22 protein-coding genes are annotated in these 21927 nt (G+C 51.2%); 1 reads left to right on the forward strand and 21 read right to left on the reverse strand.

The genetic code is table 11. The annotated features are described in order from the left end of the window. Positions 1-101: 101 nt before the first annotated feature. The 21 genes from flgG to NST43_RS17460 form a co-directional block, all read right to left on the reverse strand. A complete protein-coding gene (gene flgG / locus NST43_RS17360; protein ID WP_209992716.1) occupies positions 102-920 on the reverse strand; it encodes a flagellar basal body rod protein FlgG in 819 nt (272 codons plus the stop codon). Positions 921-1043: 123 nt separating this feature from the next. Next, positions 1044-1427 (reverse strand): TIGR02530 family flagellar biosynthesis protein, encoded by a 384-nt coding sequence (locus NST43_RS17365; protein ID WP_209992715.1) that lies wholly within the window; start codon positions 1425-1427, stop codon positions 1044-1046. After that, complete coding sequence (locus NST43_RS17370) at positions 1424-1942, reverse strand: flagellar hook capping FlgD N-terminal domain-containing protein (RefSeq protein WP_209992714.1); 519 nt, start codon at positions 1940-1942, stop codon at positions 1424-1426. Before NST43_RS17370 ends, NST43_RS17365 begins: the two co-directional genes overlap by 4 nt. A 27-nt stretch (positions 1943-1969) precedes the next feature. Beyond that, positions 1970-3445 carry a flagellar hook-length control protein FliK gene (locus tag NST43_RS17375; RefSeq protein WP_339218313.1) on the reverse strand — a complete coding sequence of 492 codons (1476 nt, stop codon included), beginning with the start codon at positions 3443-3445 and terminating at the stop codon, positions 1970-1972. Between the two features lie 23 nt (positions 3446-3468). After that, complete coding sequence (locus NST43_RS17380) at positions 3469-4416, reverse strand: kinesin (RefSeq protein WP_339218314.1); 948 nt, start codon at positions 4414-4416, stop codon at positions 3469-3471. A gap of 18 nt (positions 4417-4434) precedes the next feature. Beyond that, the gene (fliJ, locus tag NST43_RS17385) at positions 4435-4878 is read right to left on the reverse strand and encodes a flagellar export protein FliJ (protein ID WP_209992712.1); all 444 of its coding nucleotides are present in this window, start codon (positions 4876-4878) and stop codon (positions 4435-4437) included. A gap of 6 nt (positions 4879-4884) precedes the next feature. Next, positions 4885-6198 (reverse strand): flagellar protein export ATPase FliI, encoded by a 1314-nt coding sequence (gene fliI, locus NST43_RS17390; protein ID WP_209992797.1) that lies wholly within the window; start codon positions 6196-6198, stop codon positions 4885-4887. Beyond that, the gene (locus NST43_RS17395; protein ID WP_209992798.1) at positions 6191-7039 is read right to left on the reverse strand and encodes a FliH/SctL family protein; all 849 of its coding nucleotides are present in this window, start codon (positions 7037-7039) and stop codon (positions 6191-6193) included. Before NST43_RS17395 ends, fliI begins: the two co-directional genes overlap by 8 nt. Next, positions 7032-8048 (reverse strand): flagellar motor switch protein FliG, encoded by a 1017-nt coding sequence (gene fliG, locus NST43_RS17400; protein WP_036692485.1) that lies wholly within the window; start codon positions 8046-8048, stop codon positions 7032-7034. The genes NST43_RS17395 and fliG overlap by 8 nt, the downstream gene beginning before the upstream one ends. A 4-nt stretch (positions 8049-8052) precedes the next feature. Further along, positions 8053-9642, reverse strand: a complete 1590-nt coding sequence (gene fliF, locus NST43_RS17405; RefSeq protein WP_209992711.1) for a flagellar basal-body MS-ring/collar protein FliF — start codon at positions 9640-9642, stop codon at positions 8053-8055. A gap of 34 nt (positions 9643-9676) precedes the next feature. Then, on the reverse strand, positions 9677-9937 hold the full coding sequence (gene fliE / locus NST43_RS17410; protein ID WP_339225454.1) for a flagellar hook-basal body complex protein FliE: 261 nt from the start codon (positions 9935-9937) through the stop codon (positions 9677-9679). A gap of 77 nt (positions 9938-10014) precedes the next feature. Further along, positions 10015-10461 carry a flagellar basal body rod protein FlgC gene (gene flgC / locus NST43_RS17415; protein WP_036692480.1) on the reverse strand — a complete coding sequence of 149 codons (447 nt, stop codon included), beginning with the start codon at positions 10459-10461 and terminating at the stop codon, positions 10015-10017. Between the two features lie 6 nt (positions 10462-10467). Further along, positions 10468-10875 (reverse strand): flagellar basal body rod protein FlgB, encoded by a 408-nt coding sequence (gene flgB, locus NST43_RS17420; protein WP_339218316.1) that lies wholly within the window; start codon positions 10873-10875, stop codon positions 10468-10470. Between the two features lie 376 nt (positions 10876-11251). Then, complete coding sequence (gene hslU, locus NST43_RS17425) at positions 11252-12652, reverse strand: ATP-dependent protease ATPase subunit HslU (protein ID WP_209992708.1); 1401 nt, start codon at positions 12650-12652, stop codon at positions 11252-11254. Between the two features lie 33 nt (positions 12653-12685). Next, the gene (gene hslV, locus NST43_RS17430; protein ID WP_209992707.1) at positions 12686-13228 is read right to left on the reverse strand and encodes an ATP-dependent protease subunit HslV; all 543 of its coding nucleotides are present in this window, start codon (positions 13226-13228) and stop codon (positions 12686-12688) included. A 40-nt stretch (positions 13229-13268) separates the two neighbouring features. Continuing rightward, the gene (gene trmFO, locus NST43_RS17435) at positions 13269-14648 is read right to left on the reverse strand and encodes an FADH(2)-oxidizing methylenetetrahydrofolate--tRNA-(uracil(54)-C(5))-methyltransferase TrmFO (RefSeq protein WP_209992706.1); all 1380 of its coding nucleotides are present in this window, start codon (positions 14646-14648) and stop codon (positions 13269-13271) included. A gap of 23 nt (positions 14649-14671) precedes the next feature. Further along, on the reverse strand, positions 14672-16765 hold the full coding sequence (gene topA, locus NST43_RS17440) for a type I DNA topoisomerase (protein WP_209992705.1): 2094 nt from the start codon (positions 16763-16765) through the stop codon (positions 14672-14674). 101 nt (positions 16766-16866) lie between these two features. Further along, complete coding sequence (dprA, locus tag NST43_RS17445) at positions 16867-17985, reverse strand: DNA-processing protein DprA (protein WP_339218317.1); 1119 nt, start codon at positions 17983-17985, stop codon at positions 16867-16869. 235 nt (positions 17986-18220) lie between these two features. Beyond that, entirely contained in the window at positions 18221-19150 is a 930-nt protein-coding gene (gene sucD, locus NST43_RS17450) for a succinate--CoA ligase subunit alpha (protein WP_209992703.1), read from the reverse strand. Between the two features lie 70 nt (positions 19151-19220). Then, the gene (gene sucC, locus NST43_RS17455; protein ID WP_209992702.1) at positions 19221-20378 is read right to left on the reverse strand and encodes an ADP-forming succinate--CoA ligase subunit beta; all 1158 of its coding nucleotides are present in this window, start codon (positions 20376-20378) and stop codon (positions 19221-19223) included. Between the two features lie 424 nt (positions 20379-20802). Further along, positions 20803-21270: a MarR family transcriptional regulator gene (locus NST43_RS17460; protein WP_209992701.1), complete on the reverse strand. Its 468-nt coding sequence runs from the start codon at positions 21268-21270 to the stop codon at positions 20803-20805. Between the two features lie 148 nt (positions 21271-21418). Here NST43_RS17460 and NST43_RS17465 point away from each other — a divergent pair, with 148 nt between their 5' ends. Further along, positions 21419-21847 carry an organic hydroperoxide resistance protein gene (locus NST43_RS17465; RefSeq protein ID WP_209992700.1) on the forward strand — a complete coding sequence of 143 codons (429 nt, stop codon included), beginning with the start codon at positions 21419-21421 and terminating at the stop codon, positions 21845-21847. Positions 21848-21927 lie beyond the last annotated feature (80 nt).

Raw genomic sequence — 21927 nt, forward strand, 5'->3', positions numbered from 1 at the left:
TAACATAAATAGGGGGAGGAGCTCCTCCCCCACGACTGCAATAACATTTCCGCAACAGGCAAAACGTTATTATACAGCAAGTTACATATTGCGGTTCAAACTTAACGCTTCAGATTAACAACTTCCTGCAGTACTTCATCGGAAGTGGTGATAATCCGCGAATTCGCCTGGAAACCACGTTGGGTAACAATCATTTCCGTAAATTCGCTGGTCAGATCCACATTGGACATTTCCAGCTGGCCGGCAACGATAGTACCTGTTCCCACTTCTGGATCATTGGCAGTTGTGGGCTCCAGTGCTCCTTCGGCATTTGCATTTAAGGACATCCGGTACAAATTGCCGCCGATCTTCTCAAGCCCCTGGGGATTGCTGACTTTACCCATGCCAATCTGAACACCGGATTCAGTAGTGCCGTCCGCCATCGTCTGCACAATCGTTCCGTCACTGGAGATGGAGAATGCCGTAACATCGTCACCGATCTGAATGGGTGCGCCCCCGGAGTCAACGACATGTAAGCCATCCGATGTAATCAGATTGCGGCTGGCGTCCACATGAAAATCCCCGGCACGGGTCAGGAACGGTACTTCCTGGTCACCCGTAAGCTTCACCAGAAAGAATCCGTCTCCGTCGATCCGCAGATCTGTGGGGTTATTCGTTGTCATCGCACTACCAGCTGTGTGCATAGTATCAACGGAACCGATGGATACCCCAAGACCGATTTGCTTGGCATTGACACCGCCTTGCCCCTCTTCCCCGGGTGCCGTAACCCCGGAGACGGTCTGACTCATGATATCCTTGAACATCACGCGACCTGACTTGAAGCCGATAGTATTGACATTCGCAATATTATTACCAATGACATCGAGCTTAGTTTGGAATCCGCGCATACCTGAAACCCCTGAGTACATAGATCTTAACATTATTAATCGTCCTCCCGGTTATAGAGTCTTCTGACTCTTAAGAATTGAAAGATAAAGCTGGAGCGGTGGCCGCGTCAGTCGGTCGGCAGCCACTTTCGGCTCTCCAGTAAGGACCAGCCGAAGTCAAGATATAATTACAGCACTGTCAATCTGCGTAAATACATTGTCTTTCATTGAATTTCCGTCCATCGCTGTAACCACTGTCCGGTTCTTCACACTTACAATCAATGCCATGTCCTTCATAAGAATCAGAGATTCTTTACTGCCTTTGGCGGCTGCTTTATCTACAGCAGAGGAGATTTGATCCAGTTGACTACTGCCAAGCTCGATTCCCCGCTGCTCCAGGCGTTTGGCTGCATGGTTGCTGAACTTCAGCATATTCTTTTGCAGCACACTCTCGAACGAAGCTTCAGGACTTGGCGAACCCTTAACAGATTGCTGACGCTGCAGAGCGGAAGGGTGTACAGCTGCCGGGTATAACTGTCCGATAGTTAGTCTGTCACTCATGTTGCTTCCCCGCTCTCCCCGCCGCTTGTCGCAGTCTCACTGGCTGCCGGAGTCTCGCTGGCCGCTGGTGTCTCGCTACCCGCTGGAGGTGTAGTGCCGGCATTCTGGATTTGCGAAATATCCGTTAAAGCAATTCGTTCCTTGCCTACCACTGCGTATTGCACGCCGCTGCTGACAACAATCGATTCGACATTGCCTGATTTCGGCAATTTCGTCTCGGCATCCGTCCAGGTGATATCCTTACCGATCAATCCTGACACAGAGCCAAGAGACTGATTCAGCGCTGTAAGCTGGGTGGATATGTTCATAAGCTGTTCTACGGATGAGAACTGAGCCATCTGAGCGATGAATTCCTTATCTTCCATCGGCTGCATCGGGTCTTGATTCTGCAGCTGGGTAATCAGTATTTTCAAGAACTGATCCTTGCCCAGTGTAGAAGTGCCTGTTGTCTTGGGTGTCTTATCATTCGCTACATAATTCCATTGATTGCTGTTAGACACGGGATTCGTTGCCATATCATTTCACCTCGCTTATCCTGTCGATCAAATCTTGGTTGAGAATCCGCCGCTCTGGTTGCTATCCTGCTGAGCTGCTGACACCCAATCCTTCCATTCTCCATTAAGTTCTGCGGCTAGCACGGCGTCTGCTGATTCTTCCTGACGTTCCCGCGAACGTCTCCCTTGCTGCTGTCCGCCCGCGCCTGTCTGCTGACCCTGTTGTCCGGTCCACTGTGACTGAGGGGAGTTGTTATTCTGCGTAACTTCCAAGCGCTCTACCTGAAGTCCCTGGGACTGCAATGCCAAACGAAGCTGGCTCATCTGCTGCTCAAGCATATCCTTGGTTCCGGCATGCTGGGTCATAAACTGTGCTACCAGATTTCCGTTTTGCATGGTAATCTTCACATCCACTTGTCCAAGATTCTCCGGGAATAAAGTAATAGTAGCTTCAGCCACCCCGCCCTTCTTGACAATCTCAAGCTTGCCGCTGATGAATGTGTTCATCTGCTGGGCGAATTGCTGAACCGGCACTGGCGCTGCTTCCGCCTTCAGCGGTGCAGTAATCCCTTGCCTAAGTGATAATTGGCCGGCAGTTACAACCTCCGGCTCCGCGGTCGCTGCTTCGCCAGCGGACACCGCCTCCTCGGCAGATAAGGCCTTCTTCATCGGTGCTGCCATTCCTGTGAGCACAGGAGTGGAACTCTCATCTGCAATTACAGCTTCGGTGGTACCGGCTGCTGCTGCATCCAACATGGAACGAGTGCTAGCTGAAGCCCCCAATAACCTACGGACATCCACTGCCAAATCTACTTTGCTATACATTTCCACTTTAGGCTCGGTTCCCGTTGCTTGCTTAAGTGACACTGCTGGAGCATCAACAACTGCTGGAGCCTTGTTAGCCTTGGACTTGTGATCAACAGGTACGCTCTCCGCCAGAATGGCCGAGAATTGATTCAGAAGAACCGCTCCTTTGGCTGCTGTGTCCTGATCGCCGCTTACTGCAGCAGTCTGAACCAGTTGAACCAGGCTATTCAGCTCGTCTTGAACGGCGAAGCGCAGGGTCTCAGGACTCTGAGCAAGCGGTGACAAGCTGATAGAAGCGTCCCCAGCAGTCGCTGCGGCATCCTGTGGACCTGTAGAGATACTGCCGGATACAAAAGCAGATACTTGAAGCAGCCAGCCTTGAAGCGCTGCAATTAGCGCCGGATCAGCTTCCAGACTGGTGTCCAGCTTCTCTATATCCTGCACAAGACCTTCCAGCAGGTTGGCTTGCTTGACATCTGCACCGCCTGTCTCTTCTTCTCCCTTAGCCTGTACAGCACTCAAAAGTCCTTGCAGTAATGAAGCCCAATTACCGGATACAGGAGTCTCAGCGCCTTTAACTGCGGTAACTCCTCCCATGCTCTGCACAAGTGTCTGGGCAAAAGGTGTCGCCGGGTTAACCGTTCCGGTTGTCCCCGGTGTTGTTCCGCCGGAAGCAGCCGCATTGCCTGCGGTTAAGGTTTGTAGAATGATACTCATAATTTTTCACCTCCCTTCAAAAGTTACTTTCCGCCCATCAGGCGGTTTACAATCTTGGCAGTCTGCTTGCTGTCTTTCTTCGTCATCTCCCCCAGAATGGAGGAACGGACCGAGTCACTGACTGTATTCAGTATAGTAATGACCTTATCCGGACTAAGACTGTACATGGAGCCGAGCAGCACTGCCGCATCCGCAGCGGGCATGCTGGTGAAGGTCTGCCCAAGCTTCTCCTGATTCAGATTGGCGGAAGGCTTGGGAGTAGCGGTACCCGCCTCCTGCTTCAGCCGGGATTGCAACGCTGCAATAGCCATATCGGTTGAATTTGTTGTTTCTTTTAGCTTTATGGAGACATCCGCCGCTTTTTTGGGGTCCATTTTTTCCAGGATAGCCGATTTGCTGGAATTGCTCATCACACTGAAGATTTGAACCATCTCATCGGTAGTCAAATTCTCCATAATCGGTGCCGCTTTGGAGGCTTTCATCCCGGCATACAGCTTGGCCAGATCCGTCACTTTCTTCAGATAAGGATCTTCATCCTCTTCGGTGGCTGCTGCCGTTTCAGCGGCGCCCTTTAATTCTTCAACCTGCTTCTGAAGCGCTTCAGCCTTGCTGACCTCCGCCGCTTTCTCCTCCTCAGCCTTCTTCAGCTTCTCCTCCCCAGCGGTAAGCTGTGCCTTGAGTTCTTTGATCGTGCTCGCGGAGCTTGTGGCCTGCTCTTTGCTCTCTGCCGGCGGATTCTCTGCGGTTTCACCTGGCGCTGCCGGGTCCGGCGGCGGATCAGGTACCCATTTCTCTATAATAGGAATTTTGTTGGCAATCGCCAGGACGTTGTTGCGGATATCCATATTAAATAGGGTCAACAATACCCCAAGCAGTACAAGCGTGAAAATGATTGGAATCATCAAGAACAAAAAACGCTCTAATTTGCCTGCCGACCCTTCATCTTCAAGTTCCATTTGATTATTTGCCACTAGCGGAAACCTCCCGGGTTAGAGGGATTTCATCGCGAAGCGGACGGTAGCCATCTCATCCAGTTCGTTTTGTTCCCGTAAATTCATATTCTGCACAAATGCGGTTTGTGCTTTGTCTTTGGCTTTGAGCCATACCTTCTCATCCAGAACCTTCGTACTCAGTTGATCCTGTTTACTCTGAACCTCAATATGCGCCAGACTGATATCGGAAAGCTTGCGGGCAATGCATTTGTCGAGATAATCCACATAATCCTGCATTTCACGAAGCTTCGCCATAGGTGTCTTCTGCTGTGCCGCAGTCTGCAAGGACAACATCACTGTGCTGCGCTGTTCAATTAATTCATCAAGGCTTTTTTCCTGTGCCTGCAGTTCTCCGAGTGCGCTTGAGAGCATCCACTCTGCCTGTGTTTTTTCGTTACCCTTCAAGTCCACCACTTTTTGAAAAGTATAATGGAATCTCATGATCAATCAACTCCTCGAGAACTGTGAAATCAAAGACTGCTGCACTTCGCTAAGGGTTACCTTCTCGTTCACCTTTTGCTTGGTGAACTCCCAGATGCTGTCGATGTAATGCATCGATTCATCGATTTGAGCGTTCGACCCTCTCTGGTAGGCCCCGATGTTAATCAGATCCTCGGAATCCTTATACACCGCCATCAGACGCTTAACATTCTCAGCCGCTGCAATCTGCTCCTCCGGGGCGATATCCTTCATCACCCGGCTGATGCTTGAGAGAACGTCGATCGCCGGAAAATGTCCTTTATTGGCTATATTCCGGTTCAGGACAATATGCCCGTCCAGAATGCCGCGTACAGCGTCTGCTATCGGCTCGTTCATATCATCGCCGTCAACCAGCACCGTGTAGAACGCAGTGATTGAGCCTGTAGGACCCGTTCCGGCCCGTTCCAGCAGCTTAGGCAGACTGGCGAACACAGAAGGTGTATACCCTCTCATCGCCGGAGGCTCGCCGACTGCCAGTCCCACCTCACGCTGCGCCATCGCATAACGTGTTACCGAGTCCATCATCAGCATGACATTCAGACCACGGTCGCGGAAATATTCGGCAATCGTAGTGGCGATCAGCGCCCCCTTGATCCGGATCAGCGCAGGCTGATCGGAAGTGGCCACAATGACCACCGAACGCTGAAGACCTTCGGGTCCCAGATCGCGCTCAATGAAATCAAGCACCTCTCTGCCCCGCTCGCCGATCAGCGCAATTACATTGACATCTGCCGAGGTGTTGCGGGCAATCATCCCCATTAGCGTACTCTTACCTACCCCTGAGCCGGCAAAAATCCCTACCCGCTGCCCCTTGCCGATAGTCAGTAGTCCATCTATAGCGCGGACTCCAATGCTGATTGGCTCGGCAACCCGCGGGCGGTTAAGCGGATTGGACGGAATGTTGAAGGTTGAGCTATGCGGCATTCTGGCCGGTATCAGTGAACCATCCAGCGGCTGTCCGAGACCGTCAAGGACCTTCCCCAGCAGCTCCGAGCCTACTTGAACGCTCAGCGGTTTGCCGGTGCCCACCACATCACAGCCAGGCCCGATAGCCTGCAGTTCTCCAAGCGGCATTAGCAGCACCTTGTTATCACGAAACCCTACAACCTCTGCCTGGAGTGGCTTACTTCCTTTGGCAGGATAGATATAACAGACATCACCGATGCTGGCGTCAGGCCCTTCCGACTCCACCATCAGCCCGATAACCTGCGTAACCTTACCGTTAATCCGCACAGGATCGAAGTTACGCAGCTGATCTTTGTATCTTCTGCTGTCAAGCATCGTCGTCCCCATTTCTGTGTTCATCCGAGTCCAGAGCGATTCTTAGCAGTTCTTTTTTAATTTCGGCCAGCTGGGTATCCACACGAGCATCGATGCTGCCGAAGGAAGACCGGATCACACACCCCAGATCTCTGACCGTTGAATCCGGGAGAATCTGTAGTTCGGCCTGTGAGTCCACAGCAAGCGAGAGCTCTTCCCGGGCCGCATTGACAAAAGCAAACTGCGCAGGAGACACACACAGCGAGATTAACCCCTGCTCGCGTTTGCGGGCCAGATTCTTACGGATCAGATCCATCGCAAACTGCGGTTCAATAGTAAGCTGCTTGTCCACGATTTTCTCGGCAATATCGCAGCTCAGTTCCACAAGAAACGGTTCCGCCTCCTGAACAATTACATCCCTTGCCCGGTACGCTTCCTGAAGCACCATCCGCGCTTCTTCCATCATCTCGGCAAGTCGCTGGGACATCTCCTGCTCCGCTTGCGCCAGACCTTCCTGATAGCCTTGCTGATACCCTTCGGATTTGACAGCCTCGATCAGCAGCTCATCCTGCTCCCTGCGCTGCAGCCACCAGTTTTCCGCTTCAGTCCGCGCTGATTCCACAATATTCTCAGCTTCCTGGGAGGCGCTGCGGACTTGACTTTCCGCGAACTCCTGAGCATCCTTCAGCATTTGCTTGCGCGACTGCTCCGCCGCTTCCCTGGCGGGGTCCTGGTAGTGGACTTCACCAGGAGCCTCCACAGGAGCCGGCTCTTCGGGCAGACCTGCATGATGTCTGGCCTGTTCGAGCCGCTTCAGCACATCTACCGGAATGTATTGAGAATGTTTGATCAGCTTAGACAATAATGTCATCTCCTCCGCCACGGGCGATGATAATTTCACCAGACTCCTCGAGTCTGCGGATCGTGCCTACGATGCGGGTCTGTGCTTCTTCCACATCACGCAGCCGCACAGGTCCCATGTACTCCATTTCCTCGCGGAAGGTCTCAGCCATACGCTTGGACATATTACGGAAGATAACATCCCGCACTTCCTCGCTGGCCACCTTGAGCGCAAGCTGCAAATCCGCGTTGTCGATATCCTTGATAATCCGCTGAATGGAACGGTTGTCCACATTGACGATATCCTCGAAGACGAACATCCGCTTCTTGATTTCTTCGGCCAGCTCCGGGTCCTGAATTTCCAGGGAATCGAGAATGGTACGCTCTGTACCGCGGTCTACGCCGTTCAGAATCTGTACAATCGATTCGATACCGCCTGCATTTGTATAATCCTGGGTTACTGTAGCAGACAGCTTCTGCTCCAGCACGCGTTCGATCTGGGTTACCACCTCTGGAGAGGTGCTGTCCATAATCGCTATTCTTCTGGCTACCTCCGCCTGCTTCTCCTGAGGCAGGGAAGACAGAATAGAGGCCGCCTGTTCAAATTGCAAATAAGAGAGTACCAGTGCAATGGTCTGAACATTCTCGTTCTGGATGAAGTTGAGAATCTGGTTTGGATCTGCCTTGCGGGCAAAATCGAAAGGTCTAACCTGCAGCGTTGCTGTCAGGCGGTTGATGACTTCGAGCGCCTTGGCCGAGCCGAGAGCCTTCTCAAGGATCTCCTTGGCGTAATTGATACCGCCCTGCGAGATATATTCCTGTGCGAGACAGATCTGATGGAATTCGGACATGATCGACTCTTTTTCCCCGCTGTCCACTTTGCGTACATTCGCAATTTCCAGCGTCAGCTGTTCGATTTCCTCATCCCGCAGATGCTTGAATATTTGTGCCGATACTTCAGGCCCTAGTGTGATAAGCAGGATCGCCGCCTTTTGGCGGCCGCTGAGTCCCTGCTGGCTAGCTTTTGCCATCTCTTCACCTCTGTTCTTCAGCAAGCCAAGTGCGGAGCAGATTTACGAATTCATCCGGCTTCTTCTTCGCCAGACTTTCCAGCTGCTTGCGGACCTGACTTTCATTCGTCACGCTATCCATATTAATTGAAGGAAACTCGGTAGGAACCTGCAGCGGAATATCTTCTTCTACCTCTTCCTCCTGCTTGTTCTTGCGGCTGCGGTAGATTAGATAACCTCCGCCTGCACCGACCAGCAGAGCGGCTGCGCCGATGGCCCAGATCATCCAGGTTGCCAGTCCGCCGGATGTAGTCGAAGCCGTGGCACCTCCAAATTGTTGCGAGAATACCGAAACTTTTTTGGTCAGGTCGGCGTCTGTATAAGTGATACCTGAATCTGCCAGTGACGCACGGACAATGTTGACCAGAATGTTCTGTATCGCTCCTGAAGTAGCCTCGTCCAAAGTTGTTTGTCCTGCAGGTGGTTCAACCGCGACATTTATGGTTAAATCTTTTACAGTATATGGACTTGCGATGATATCTTTTGTGATTCTCGTAACTTCAAAGTTCCTTGTCTCCGATGATTCCTCAGAAGAAGAAGCACCTGTGTCAGCCCCCGCAGGATAACCTGCAACATCTTCAGAACCTGTACCTGCGACTCCTCCGGATGTGTTTCCTTGGCCCGAGAACGTTTTGCTGATAATTTGCGAGCTGATCTCAATCCCCTTCATATTCTCAGCATCCACCGGTACTACGACATCTTCCTTTCTGTTCTCCTTATCGAAATTAAGCTTGGAGAACACTAGGACATCGACCTTATCGGGACCTGTGAGGGTACTCAGGAATTGCTTAACATCTTTCTTGACATCGTCCTCGAATTTCTTCTTGAGTGCGAAGTTCTCTTCAACTTGGCTGGAGATCCCCGCCTGGCCGCCCTTGGCCGTCGGTTTCAGCTCCACCTCGTTATTGGTGATCGTAATGTTGTCGATGGGAAGATTCGGGACAGCGGTCTTCACGAGATTGAAATAGCCGTCAATATTCTCCTGCGAGGGTCTGAATCCCGGATCAAAGCTCATCACCACGGAAGCCTGGGCTTTCTCCTGATCCTCCTGTGAGGCGAACACCGTCTCCTTCGGCAGGGTAATGAGCACCTTGGCATCTTTAATCCCCTGCATCCTTCTCATCAGTTGTTCAACTTCACCATTAAGCGCATTGTTGTATTTAACATTGAATTCACTGTCTGTAGTGCCGATCATCGACGAGGATTCATTGAACACCTTATACCCGATCGAGCCCTGTTGTACGATTCCCTGAGAACCAACAGCTATCTTGATACGCGCAGCGTCCGTACTGGGTACTGAGATGCTTTTCCCATCCGGGCTTAAGCGGTAAGACACCCCCGAGGTATCTAAATAACTCATAACTCCAGCTGAATCGGTACTGTCCAGGTCCTGAAAAGCAACCTCGTATTCTACCTTCGATAACTGCATAGTCGTAACTACGATTACTATTATGATAATAAACAGAGTAGAGAAAAACATTATCTTCTGTTTACCGCTGAATCTGTTCCAATACTGGGTTATCTTGTCCCGGTACTGGGTCAATCTTTCATTCACAGTGTCACCCCATCCGAAACGTAGCTAGGATCATTTAGATTTGAGTTCTCATAATTTCCTGATAGGCTTCAATCACTTTGTTCCGGACTTGTGTAGTCAACTGCAAACTCAGCAATGCCTGTTGGGACGAAATCATAGCTTCATCAATGTTGACCTCTCCCAGTACAAATTTGTTGCTCATGTCTTTCGCCTGCTGTTCCTGATCTGCTACCTGGTTAAGCGCATTCTCCAGGTATGAACCGAAGCTCTGTCCCGGCTCTTGAACAGCTGAGGATTCTGCAGCTGCGGATTTCATAGCCAACGGCTGAATAGCCTGGTTCCCGATCAATAAATTCTGTATCAATTTTTCTCCTCCTAGACAGTCAATTCATTCTACCGGCCGATTTCAAGCGCCTTGGTCACCATGGATTTGGATGCGTTCAGCATCGTAACATTCGCTTCATAAGAACGGGAGGCAGACAGCATGTCCACCATTTCCTTGGTCACATCCACATTCGGCATATACACATAACCATCAGCGTCAGCATCAGGGTGGCTCGGATTATACACTGGCTTCAGCGGAGAAGAGTCCTCGATAATCGATTTCACCTTGACGCCATCATTGCCGCCGCTCATTTTGGAGCCAAGTATATTCGCGAAGCTGTCAGCCTGGGTGGTTTCCAGAACGGTCAGCTTGCGGCGGTAAGGTACGGCTTTGCCATCCACGACGGAGGCTCTTGTAGTCTCGGCGTTGGCGATATTGGAAGAGATTACATCCATCCGCAGACGCTGGGCGGTTAACGCTGAGGCACTAATACCAAAGCTGCTGCCAAAGTTCATTATTTATTACCCTCCCTGTACAACTGTACGCATCATTGTAATCTGACTGTTCAACTGTTCTACATAAGAGTTGTATCTCAGCTGGTTCTCGGCGCTCAGCGCCTGTTCACGATCCATATCCACATTATTGCCGTTGTTATTCATAGAAGTAATCTCATCCGTACTGACGACAGCAGCCGGTGTGCCGGTCACTGTCCCGAATCGGAAATGACGGGAGTCTGATACTTTCGCACCCAGCGTCGGCTTAAGTCCGCTCTCCTGATCCTTCAGGAAGCTTTCAAAGCTAACATCTGAACGTTTAAAATTTGGTGTATCATTATTTGCTACATTATTAGCCAGAACACTTTGTCGTTTGGTGGCGGCATCTAGGCCTCCTTGTAATCTTTGAAAACTGACACTGTTCAGCAAACCCATAGTAATCCCCCTTCCAAACCTATCATAATGAAAAGAATTCCACAACTTTGTCTAAATCCCTGCTTATTTTCGACAAAAAAAGTCATTTTTCTCACAACATTCTCGACTCAAAGTCGAACCATGTCGATGATTGATTCTTATGTCAATCTCACATACATTGATTCTCTTAGAATTTGTATATTATTACAATAAGAAATAAGCCCTATCTTTTCTGAAAAGAGAGGGCTTAAAGCATGTTTTTACAATTATTTTCCTTTTATATTACATTATATGTTCCATTATAGAATATTTTAACTTTTTATGCATGAATTTAGAATCAATTTTGAATAGCCATAATTCTAATTACCTATAGCGATGATTTTATGGCTCTGTCATCTTACAGAATATATTGGCTTAAGTCGCGGTCCTGCGCGATTCCTGCCAGTTTTTCGCGAACATACTCCGGAGTGATGACCATTGTGTCGAGCGTCAGCTCAGGCGCCTCGAACGACAGATCCTCCAGCAGCTTTTCCAGGATCGTATGAAGACGCCGTGCCCCGATGTTCTCCATATTCTGATTCACAGAGGCCGCGATCTTGGCAATTTCCTGAATCGCTTCCTTCTGGAACTGTATTTCTATGTTCTCGGTCTGCAGCAAATGAACATATTGTTTCGTAAGTGCGTTCTCAGGCTCCGTAAGAATAGATACAAAGTCCTCCAGTGTAAGACTGCTCAGCTCCACACGGATCGGGAAACGTCCCTGAAGCTCAGGGATCAGATCCGAAGGCTTAGCAATATGAAAAGCTCCTGCGGCGATGAACAGCACATAGTCCGTCTTCACCGGCCCGTATTTGGTCATGACCGTCGATCCTTCGACGATTGGCAGAATATCACGCTGCACGCCTTCGCGGGATACATCGGGACCGGAGCCCTTGCCCTGGCTGGCCACCTTGTCGATCTCATCGATGAAAATAATCCCGGATTGCTCTGCACGGGTTACCGACTCCTGAATCATATCGTCCGTGTCAATCAGCTTGGCTGCTTCATCCTGAATTAGCACCTTGCGGGCTTCACGGATCGGCAGCTTGCGCTTCTTCGTACGCTTCGGCAGCAGGTTGCCGAACATCTCCTGCATATTCATGCCCATCTGGTCATTGCCCTGACCCGCGAACATATCCATCATGGATGGAGTCGTGTCCTCAACATCAATCTCAATGACATCATCCTCCAGCTGGCCGGCAAGCAGCTTGAACTTAATCCCCCTGCGGCGCTCACTCAGACTACCGTCCTCCGGCTCTTCCTTGGATTCCTCCGCATTGCCGTTGTTTCCGCCAAAAATCATCTCAAACGGATTACGCTGCGATTTGCCCTTCGATGAGGACGGAACCAGTATCGCCACAATCCGTTCATTCGCCAGCTCTTCTGCCCGGTCCTTTACCTTTTCGGTGCGTTCAAGCTTCACCATGCGGATTGAGGTCTCCACCAGATCGCGGACCATCGACTCCACATCACGACCCACATAACCGACTTCTGTAAATTTGGTAGCCTCCACTTTGATGAATGGGGCATTAACAAGCTTGGCCAGACGCCGGGCAATCTCTGTTTTACCTACACCGGTAGGTCCAATCATCAGAATATTCTTCGGCACAACCTCATCCCGCAGCTCCTCGGACAACAGACTGCGCCGATACCGGTTGCGAAGAGCAACGGCCACGGATTTCTTGGCCTGCTTTTGACCTACGATATACTTGTCAAGCTCTGTTACGATCTGGCGGGGCGTAAGCGATTGATTCACCATTGTGACTTCCTCCCTTTATATATGGCACCTTGCCTATAACTGTTCGACAATAATATTGGAATTGGTATATACACAGATCTCGGAAGCAATCTGCAGCGCTTCTCTGGCAATGTCACCGGCACCCAGATGTGAGGCATGACGCTTGAGCGCCCGCCCGGAAGCCAGCGCAAAGTTGCCGCCGGAGCCAATCGCCAGCACATCATCATCCGGCTCGATGATTTCACCGTTGCCGGAGATCAGAAGCATGCCTTCCTTATCCATTACGATCATGAGCGCTTCCAGCTTGCGCAGAATGCGGTCCTGACGCCAATCCTTGGCCAGCTCCACCGCTGCTCGCTGCAGATTGCCGTGATGCTCCTCAAGCTTCCCCTCGAACTTCTCGAACAGTGTAATCGCATCGGCAACGGAGCCCGCAAACCCGGCGATCACCTGGCCTCTATACAGGCGGCGGACCTTCTTGGCCGTCGTCTTCATAATGACACTCTCTCCGAATGTAACCTGACCGTCACCGGCAATCGCCGCATGGCCGTTATGTCTTACCGCACAAATCGTAGTTGCATGAAAGCTGGGTAACATGATGGGCACCCTCCTCAAATTAGGTAATACGAGACTGAACCTATTGTGCCGGACTATCCGTTTCTACCGGCTCAGCATCCACCGGCTCTGGCTCTGTATAACTCAACTCATGGGCTGCAGCATAAGCAGCAAGGCTGTCAAGTGCCCGGTAAGCCAGACGTTCGTTCTTCTCTTTTTTGCTGCGGAACCGGGTCTCAAGCTTCGGCAGCAGGCCAAAGTTGGCATTCATCGGCTGGAAATGTTCAGGATCTGCTGAAGTGATATAGGCAGGCATGCTGCCCAGCACCGTATCCTCGGGGAAGATCAGGCTCTCCTCGCCAAGCGCAGCTCTCGCTGCATTCATACCGGCGATCATACCGGATGCCGCAGATTCTACATACCCTTCAACCCCGGTCATCTGACCGGCAAAAAACAGCCTCTCACGGCCCTTCATCTGATAAGTGGGTTGCAGCAGCTTGGGAGAATTAATGAATGTATTGCGGTGCATGACACCATAACGCACATATTCAGCCTGCTCCAGGCCCGGAATGAGAGAGAATACCCGTTTTTGCTCGCCCCACTTCAGGTGGGTCTGGAAGCCAACGAGATTATACAGCGTACCGGCAGCATTGTCCTGACGCAGTTGCACAACCGCGTAAGGCAGCTTGCCTGTGTGAGGATTAGTCAGGCCTACTGGCTTCATAGGGCCGAACAGCGCCGTCTGCTTGCCGCGTCTCATCATAATTTCAATCGGCATACAGCCTTCAAAGTAGATCTCTTTCTCAAAATCTTTGAGTGCAGCCGTCTCGGCCGAGATCAGCGCATCATAAAAAACATCAAATTCCTCTTCCGTCATCGGACAGTTCAGATAGGCAGCTTCGCCTTTATCATAGCGGGAAGCCAGGTATACCTTACTCATATCAATGCTGTCTTTCTCAACTATTGGAGCCGCAGCATCGTAGAAGTAAAAGTATTCCTCGCCCAGCAGTCCCTTAATCTCCGAAGACAGGGAGGGTGAAGTCAGCGGCCCGGTGGCAATAACAACAATCCCTTCCTCCGGTATATGCGTAAGTTCTTCGTTTATGACTTCCACCAGAGGGTGGTTATGCAGCATGGATGTGATTTCGCCGGAGAAGCCGTCCCGGTCAACGGCAAGAGCGCCTCCTGCCGGAACAGCATGCCTGTCGGCTGCACCCAGCACCAGGGAGCCCAGACGCCGCATTTCTTCCTTAAGTACACCCACCGCGTTCCCGAGGCCATTGGCCCGCAGTGAGTTGCTGCAGACCAGCTCGGCGAACTGATCCGTATGATGCGCCGGTGTCTTCACCACTGGACGCATCTCATACAATCTGACTGGAACTCCGCGCGAAGCGATCTGCCAGGCGGCTTCACTCCCGGCCAGACCTGCTCCAATGACGGTTACTTTTGCTGTTTCTGTCAATTTCCGTTCCTCCTGTGACCCTATTATTCTGCTTCATCGTTGTCGAGCACAGCCTCTGTGTGATCACATGAGGTGCACTGCAGCTTGGTTCCCTGCTTGTTGCGCTTCTCTATCATCCAGGAGCCGCAAGCCGGACAAGGCTTCAGGGACGGTTTATCCCAGGAGACAAAGTCACAGCCCGGATACTGGTCGCAGCCGTAGAAGACACGTCCCTTCTTGCTGCGCCGTTCCACTACCTTGCCTTCATGACACTTCGGACAGCTTACACCGATATCCTTAATGATCGGCTTCGTGTTGCGGCATTCCGGGAATCCGGAGCAGGCCAGGAATTTGCCGAACCGGCCCAGCTTATAGACCATCGGCTTGCCGCATTTCTCACATAGCTCATCGGAAACCTCATCTTCAATTTCAATTTCCTTCATTTCTTCTTCCGCGTACAGGAGTCTTTTCTCAAAGGATTCATAGAACTGGGCCAGAACTTTCACCCAATTCTCTGCGCCTTCCTCCACATGGTCAAGATCCCCTTCCATATGGGCGGTGAATTCCACATCGAGAATTTCCGGGAAGAACTCTTCCATTTGCTCTATGATCAGCTCGCCAAGCTCCGTTGGCATGAACTTCTTCTCTTCAATCGCCACATACCCGCGCTTCTGAATCGTCTCCAGGGTCGGCGCATACGTACTTGGACGGCCTATACCCAATTCCTCAAGTGTCTTGACGAGACGGGCTTCTGTATATCTTGGCGGCGGTTGGGTGAAATGCTGCTTCGGCTCAATCTCGCGCTTCACCAGCTCATCGCCTGCCTTAAGCTGCGGGAGAAACTTCTCTTCGTCTGTGGTGCCATCGTCATTACCTTCCACATAAACCTTCATGAAGCCCGGGAACGAGACCTTGGACCCTACCGCTCTGAATATTGCTGTACCGGCTGTAATATCTACCGACAATGTATCCAGCAGCGCGGAAGACATCTGACTGGACACAAAACGCTCCCATACCAGCTTATACAGCCGGAATTGGTCACGGCTCATGAATTCCTTGACCATATCAGGCTCACGCAGCGCAGAGGTCGGACGGATCGCTTCATGCGCATCCTGAGCGCCGGCAGCTTTCTTGGAATATTGGCGCGGCGTCTCGGGAATGAACTTCTCACCGTATTTGGCTTGGATCAGCTCCTTGGCTTCATCCTGGGCTGTAGTAGATAAACGCGTGGAGTCCGTACGCATATAAGTGATTAACCCTACAGTGCCTTCCTTGCCTAGCTCAACTCCCTCATAGAGCTGCTGTGCGACGGACATCGTCTTGGACGCGCGGAAGCCCAGCTTACGGGCAGCCTCCTGCTGTAGTGAGCTTGTCGTGAACGGAGCGGATGGATGCCGTTGTCTTTCCTTCTCTTTCACTTCTTTGACCTGGAAGGCAGCGTTCTTAATCGCTTCCAGCACTTCCTGCACATCGCTCTCCTGGCCCAGCTCCTTCTTCTCGCCGTTCAGCCGGTGGAACTTGGCCTCGAATTCAGAATCCCGAATCGCTAGCTTGGCCGTAATACTCCAGTATTCTGTAGGAACGAATTCGGAAATTTCGTTCTCCCTGTCCATGACGATCTTGACCGCTACCGATTGTACGCGTCCAGCAGAGAGCCCTTTTTTGACTTTCTTCCATAATAAAGGGCTAATCTTGTAACCGACAAGCCGGTCAAGTATACGCCGCGCCTGCTGCGCGTTCACCAGATCCATATTAATCTTGCGCGGCGTCTTGAAGGCATCCTTCACAGCCTGCTTTGTAATTTCGTTAAAGACCACGCGGCATTCCTGTGTGTTGTCCAAATTTAGGGCATTTGCCAAATGCCAGGCAATCGCTTCACCTTCGCGGTCCGGGTCAGCTGCGAGATAGACTTTTTTCACTTTTTTGCTGGCATCCTTAAGTTCCTTCAATATAGAACCCTTGCCGCGGATCGTTATATATTTGGGATTAAAATCATTCTCCACATCTACGCCGATCTGGCTTTTTGGCAAATCTATGATATGCCCCATTGATGCCTTCACAATATATTTACTGCCTAGATATTTCCCAATCGTTTTTGCTTTTGATGGTGATTCTACAATAACCAACGCATCTGCCATAGGTTTTCCTCCCAAAAGTTTGCAAGCAGTCAACCTCCTGAATTCAGTCCTCAGACCCGGCCGGAACCAGGAGGTCTATGCTTACCACAGTTACTTCTATATTAAATTACCTTATAAATTGCACCCGGTAATTGTGTTACCGCTTTTTTTATGATTAAAGATAACAGAACTGAATGCAAATGTCCAAAATCCCACCTTGTCGACGCCAGCAGCTCATCGAGTGTAAATGGGCCTTGATGCAGTATATGGTAAAGGTGCAGCTCCTCACTTGTCAATTTCTTTTCCATCAGGTCGGCTGGACTCTCCCGCTCGATTGCTCCTGCAGAAGCTGCTCCCGGCCCCTTGGCTGGCAGGTAGGACAGGTATTCTTCCACAATATCTGAGGCGCAGGTTACGAGCTTTGCACCTTGCTTGATCAGCTCCAGCGCCCCCCTGCTCTTGGGAGAGGTTAGCGGACCCGGTACGGCAAATACATCCCGGCCTGCTTCGAGTGCAGCATCGGCGGTAATCAGGGACCCGCTGCGGCTGTCTGCTTCCACCACCACTGTTCCCAGCCCCAGTCCGGCGATAATCCGGTTGCGCTGCGGGAATAATCCCGGATGACTCGGAGTTCCGATAGGATATTCGCTAAGAACCAGCCCTTCCCGCGAGATCTGCCGCTCCAGCTCACGGTTATCCGGAGGATAGACCTTATCGAGGCCGGTTGCCACCACCGCAATGGTCCCTCCGGCGCCGCCCAGCGCCGCTTCATGACAGACACTGTCAATCCCCCTTGCCAGGCCGCTTACAACCGTGAGACCGGCTGCACTTAGCTGTCCTGCCAGCATCTCCCCCACCTTGCGTCCATAAGCGGTAGGCACCCGGGTCCCAACCATAGCTACAGAGGGACGGGAAGCCAGCTCCAGACGGCCACGATAGTACAATACCCAAGGAGGCTGAGGGGTTTCCCGCAGTTGTACAGGGTAGTGATCATCCAGAATCGTGACCATCGCTACACCGCTTTCTTCCATTAAAGAGCGGCGCTTCAGCACCCATGCTTCATTAAACTCTGCAGCCAGGCGGGCGGATATTACACCGCTGATTCCAGCCCGCTCTAAGTCCTCAGCAGAACAGGAGAAGACAGCATTCGTCAAAAGACCCGCCCGGCGGATCTTGTCGATGCTTTTCCAGCCAATCCCCTCCATCTCATGCAGACCGAACAACAGCTCCCGAATTTCCATATGTATTCTCTCCCCGTGCGGAAGGACAAGCCTTCCTTATTGTCATAAACCAAAAAAAGCAACCTTTCATCCGCGTGATCCGGGACAAAAGGTTGCTTACCTTCAACATTCATTATACCTGCTTCAGCAGGAAAAGCTGTGACCAAACAACCCCACAAAGTGGAGATTTAGCTTCGATGATAACTCAGGTACTTTGCGGGGACCCCAAAACATTTCGAACTAGCGTAGAAGAACTCTAGTGAGTTGTGAAGGCATTCAGGATACCGCGTTCCTCAAGCACGCTGACGAGGGTAGAGCCCATTTCAGCAGGCGTCGGCGCTACCTTAATCCCGCAGGACTCCAGCACAGCGATCTTCTCACTCGCCGTCCCTTTACCGCCTGAAATGATCGCCCCGGCGTGACCCATCCGTTTGCCTGGAGGTGCCGTAACCCCGCCGATGAAGCCGACTACAGGCTTGGTCATGTTCTCTTTGATCCACAGCGCAGCTTCTTCCTCTGCCGTACCGCCGATCTCACCGATCATAATGACAGCCTTCGTGCCCGGATCTTCATTGAAAAGCTTCAGGATGTCGATGAACTCCGAGCCCTTCACCGGATCGCCCCCGATGCCCACCGCCGAGGATTGGCCGATTCCGCGCTCCGTCAGCTGATGCACCGCCTCATAGGTCAAGGTTCCGCTACGAGAGACTACGCCCACATATCCCGGCTTATGAATATAACCCGGCATAATGCCGATTTTGCATTCTCCAGGCGTAATGACACCAGGACAGTTGGGACCGATCAGCACTGTGGAGCGGCCCTCCATGTATCTGGACACTTTGACCATATCGAGCACCGGAATGCCTTCTGTGATACAAATGACCAGCTCCAGCCCCGCATCCACGGCTTCCATAATCGAATCTGCGGCAAATGCAGGCGGTACGTAAATGACACTTGCAGTTGCACCCGTAGCTGCTTTGGCGGCAACAACCGTGTCGAACACAGGCAGACTCTTCTCGGTGCCGTTGTCCAGGGTGATCTGAACCGTAGTGCCCCCCTTGCCCGGAGTTACACCGCCAACCATCTGAGTACCGTAGTCCAGGGCACCTTTTGTATGAAATAAACCCGTAGCGCCGGTAATTCCCTGAGTGATGACTTTCGTATTTTTATCTACAAGAATGCTCATGCGTTAGGTCACATCCTCACTTTTATTGTCGAACAAGAGACTGGCTCCCACAAAGGCAGGGCAGCTATGCTTACACAAGCGCAACGATTTTGCGGGCACCGTCTGCCATCGAATCAGCAGCAACGATATTCAGTCCCGAGCCGGCGAGAATCTCCTTGCCCAGTGCCACATTCGTGCCCTCAAGACGTACGACCAGCGGCTTGGTTAAGCCAAGCTGTCTTGCTGCTTCGACTACCCCGGTAGCGATGACATCACAACGCATAATTCCGCCGAAAATATTAACAAATATACCGTTCACCTTGTCATCGGACAGGATGATTTTGAACGCTTCCGTTACCTTCTCAGTCGTCGCACCGCCCCCTACATCGAGGAAGTTGGCCGGTTCGCCGCCATAATATTTGATGATATCCATAGTTGCCATCGCCAGGCCCGCACCGTTCACCATACAGCCGATGTTGCCGTCAAGTGCGATGTAGCTGAGGTCGAATTTGGACGCTTCGATTTCTTTGGCATCCTCTTCGTCCAGATCACGCAGCTCCAGGATATCCTTGTGGCGGAACAGGCTGTTGGAATCGAAGTTAAGCTTGGCATCAAGCGCCATCACATTACCGTCTGCAGTCACAACCAGCGGGTTGATCTCCGCAATTGAGCAATCTTTATCCACAAAAGCCAGATATAGCGCTTGCATGAACTTGACCGCTTTGTTCACCAGTTCGGAAGGTATGGCAATGCTGTACGCCAGTTTGCGCGCCTGGAAGGTCTGAAGCCCCACTGCCGGATCAATGATTTCCTTGAAAATCTTCTCGGGATGTGTAGCCGCCACCTCTTCGATCTCCGTACCGCCCTCTTCGGAGGCCATCATGACGACCCGTCCGGAAGTACGGTCCACAACCAGACCGATATAATATTCTTTGACAATCTGACAGCCCTCTTCAATCAGCAGCCGCTTCACTACCTTGCCTTCGGGTCCCGTCTGATGGGTAACCAGTGTCTTGCCGAGGATCTCAGCCGCATAGGCGCGGACCTCATCACTGTTCTTCGCCACCTTGACGCCGCCGGCTTTACCGCGTCCGCCTGCATGAATCTGCGCTTTGACTACAACCACAGGTGTACCCAGCGCTGCGGCAGCTTCCACTGCTTCGTCCACTGTATAAGCAACTTTTCCGTTCGGTACGGCTACGCCATACTTCTTAAGTACTTCTTTTCCCTGATACTCGTGGATATTCATTCCGGAAGCCTCCTAAAGTGTTGCGGTGACCTGTGCAGGCAGCCTGCGGTCATTCCGCATTCCGTTTTGATTGTCCAAAGCCGGGCCCAGACCGGTGTAAACCGGCAATATCCCGGTACAAGCAGAGAGCCTGCGCCTGATCTATATAGCTGCAAACGATAAAGTTCTCTGCAAGTAGCATATAGAACCTATCACAATAGTGATATCTATAATTACCTATATGCCAGAATGTGAAACCCAGAATATTGTAACATGTTTTATAAGCGCTTTCCTTAAAAACTTTCACTATTTATACATACATTTTCGCTCGGTTTCATGCCGGAATGCGAACGATTGCATTGACATTCATGCTGAAACGGCTTTACCGCCCTTATTCAGGACGGTGAAACCTATCTTCTTATATTTAAATATTTGAGCAAAACTACTATTTCGAATTGCTAACGTTAGCTTCGTGCACCCGGTTCAGGAGATTTTTGAACTGCCCCAGTAAATCTATGAACTCTACGGGAGAGAGCATCGTGCCTTCTGCCATTTTGCCGGGAATGCCCATAGCCTCCTGCCGCAGCGCCAAGCCTTGGGGTGTTAATGAAATCAGCACCTTCCGCTCATCCTGCAAGGAACGTTCACGCAAGATCAGTCCTGCAGCCTGCAGCCGCTTCAGCAGCGGGGTCAGCGTACCTGAATCGAGGAATAGAGCTTCACCCAGCTCCTTGACCGTACATTGCTGTCTCTCCCACAGGACCAGCATAACCAGATACTGCGAATACGTTAATCCGATCTTATCCAGATGAGGCTGGTATAGCTTCGTAAATTCACGCGAACAGGCATAAATCGTAAAGCAGAGCTGGTTCTCCAGCATAAGCTCAGGGGTTGTAGTGGATTCTTTTTGCATTTCTTCTTCACCTGCCTTTGTGACATTAGTTTATCACAATTCATCTATAATATCATGTTAATAGCGGAAAATAGATTGACTTTTATTTTAATTGTGTTAAATTAAGTTGTGTACAATACATTATGAAAACGAACGGGAGCGATTTATTATGATGACAATTCAACAGAAAATGTACGAAACAACAGTAAAAGCGGTAGGCGGCAGACAAGGTTCCATCGAATCCGACAGTCCTAAGCTGAATCTTGCCATCAGCACACCACGCGAAATGGGCGGCGCCGGCGGTGAAGGCACGAATCCAGAGCAGCTCTTCGCAGCCGGATATTCCGCTTGCTTCGACAGCGCTCTGAATATGGTTGCACGTATGGGCAAGGTCAAGATCGAAGGCTCTGAAGTAACCGCTACTGTCAGCTTCGGCAAAGTGGAAGACGGCGGCTTCGGCATAGCCGTGAAGATGGATATTCTGGTCAAGGGTGTTGACCGTGAAACCGCTGAACGGCTGGTACAAGAAGCTCATGGCGCATGTCCTTACTCCCGCGCGACCCGCGGCAATATCGAAGTTGAACTGAACGTGCTGTAAGAACGCCAGCCCTCCATTCCTACAGACCGGGTATACATGCTCTATCCCCAGCCTGCCCTTTATATAGCATTATTGGCTTC

Source organism: Paenibacillus sp. FSL H8-0332 (genome assembly GCF_037963835.1).
Lineage (GTDB): Bacteria > Bacillota > Bacilli > Paenibacillales > Paenibacillaceae > Paenibacillus_AQ > Paenibacillus_AQ rhizoplanae.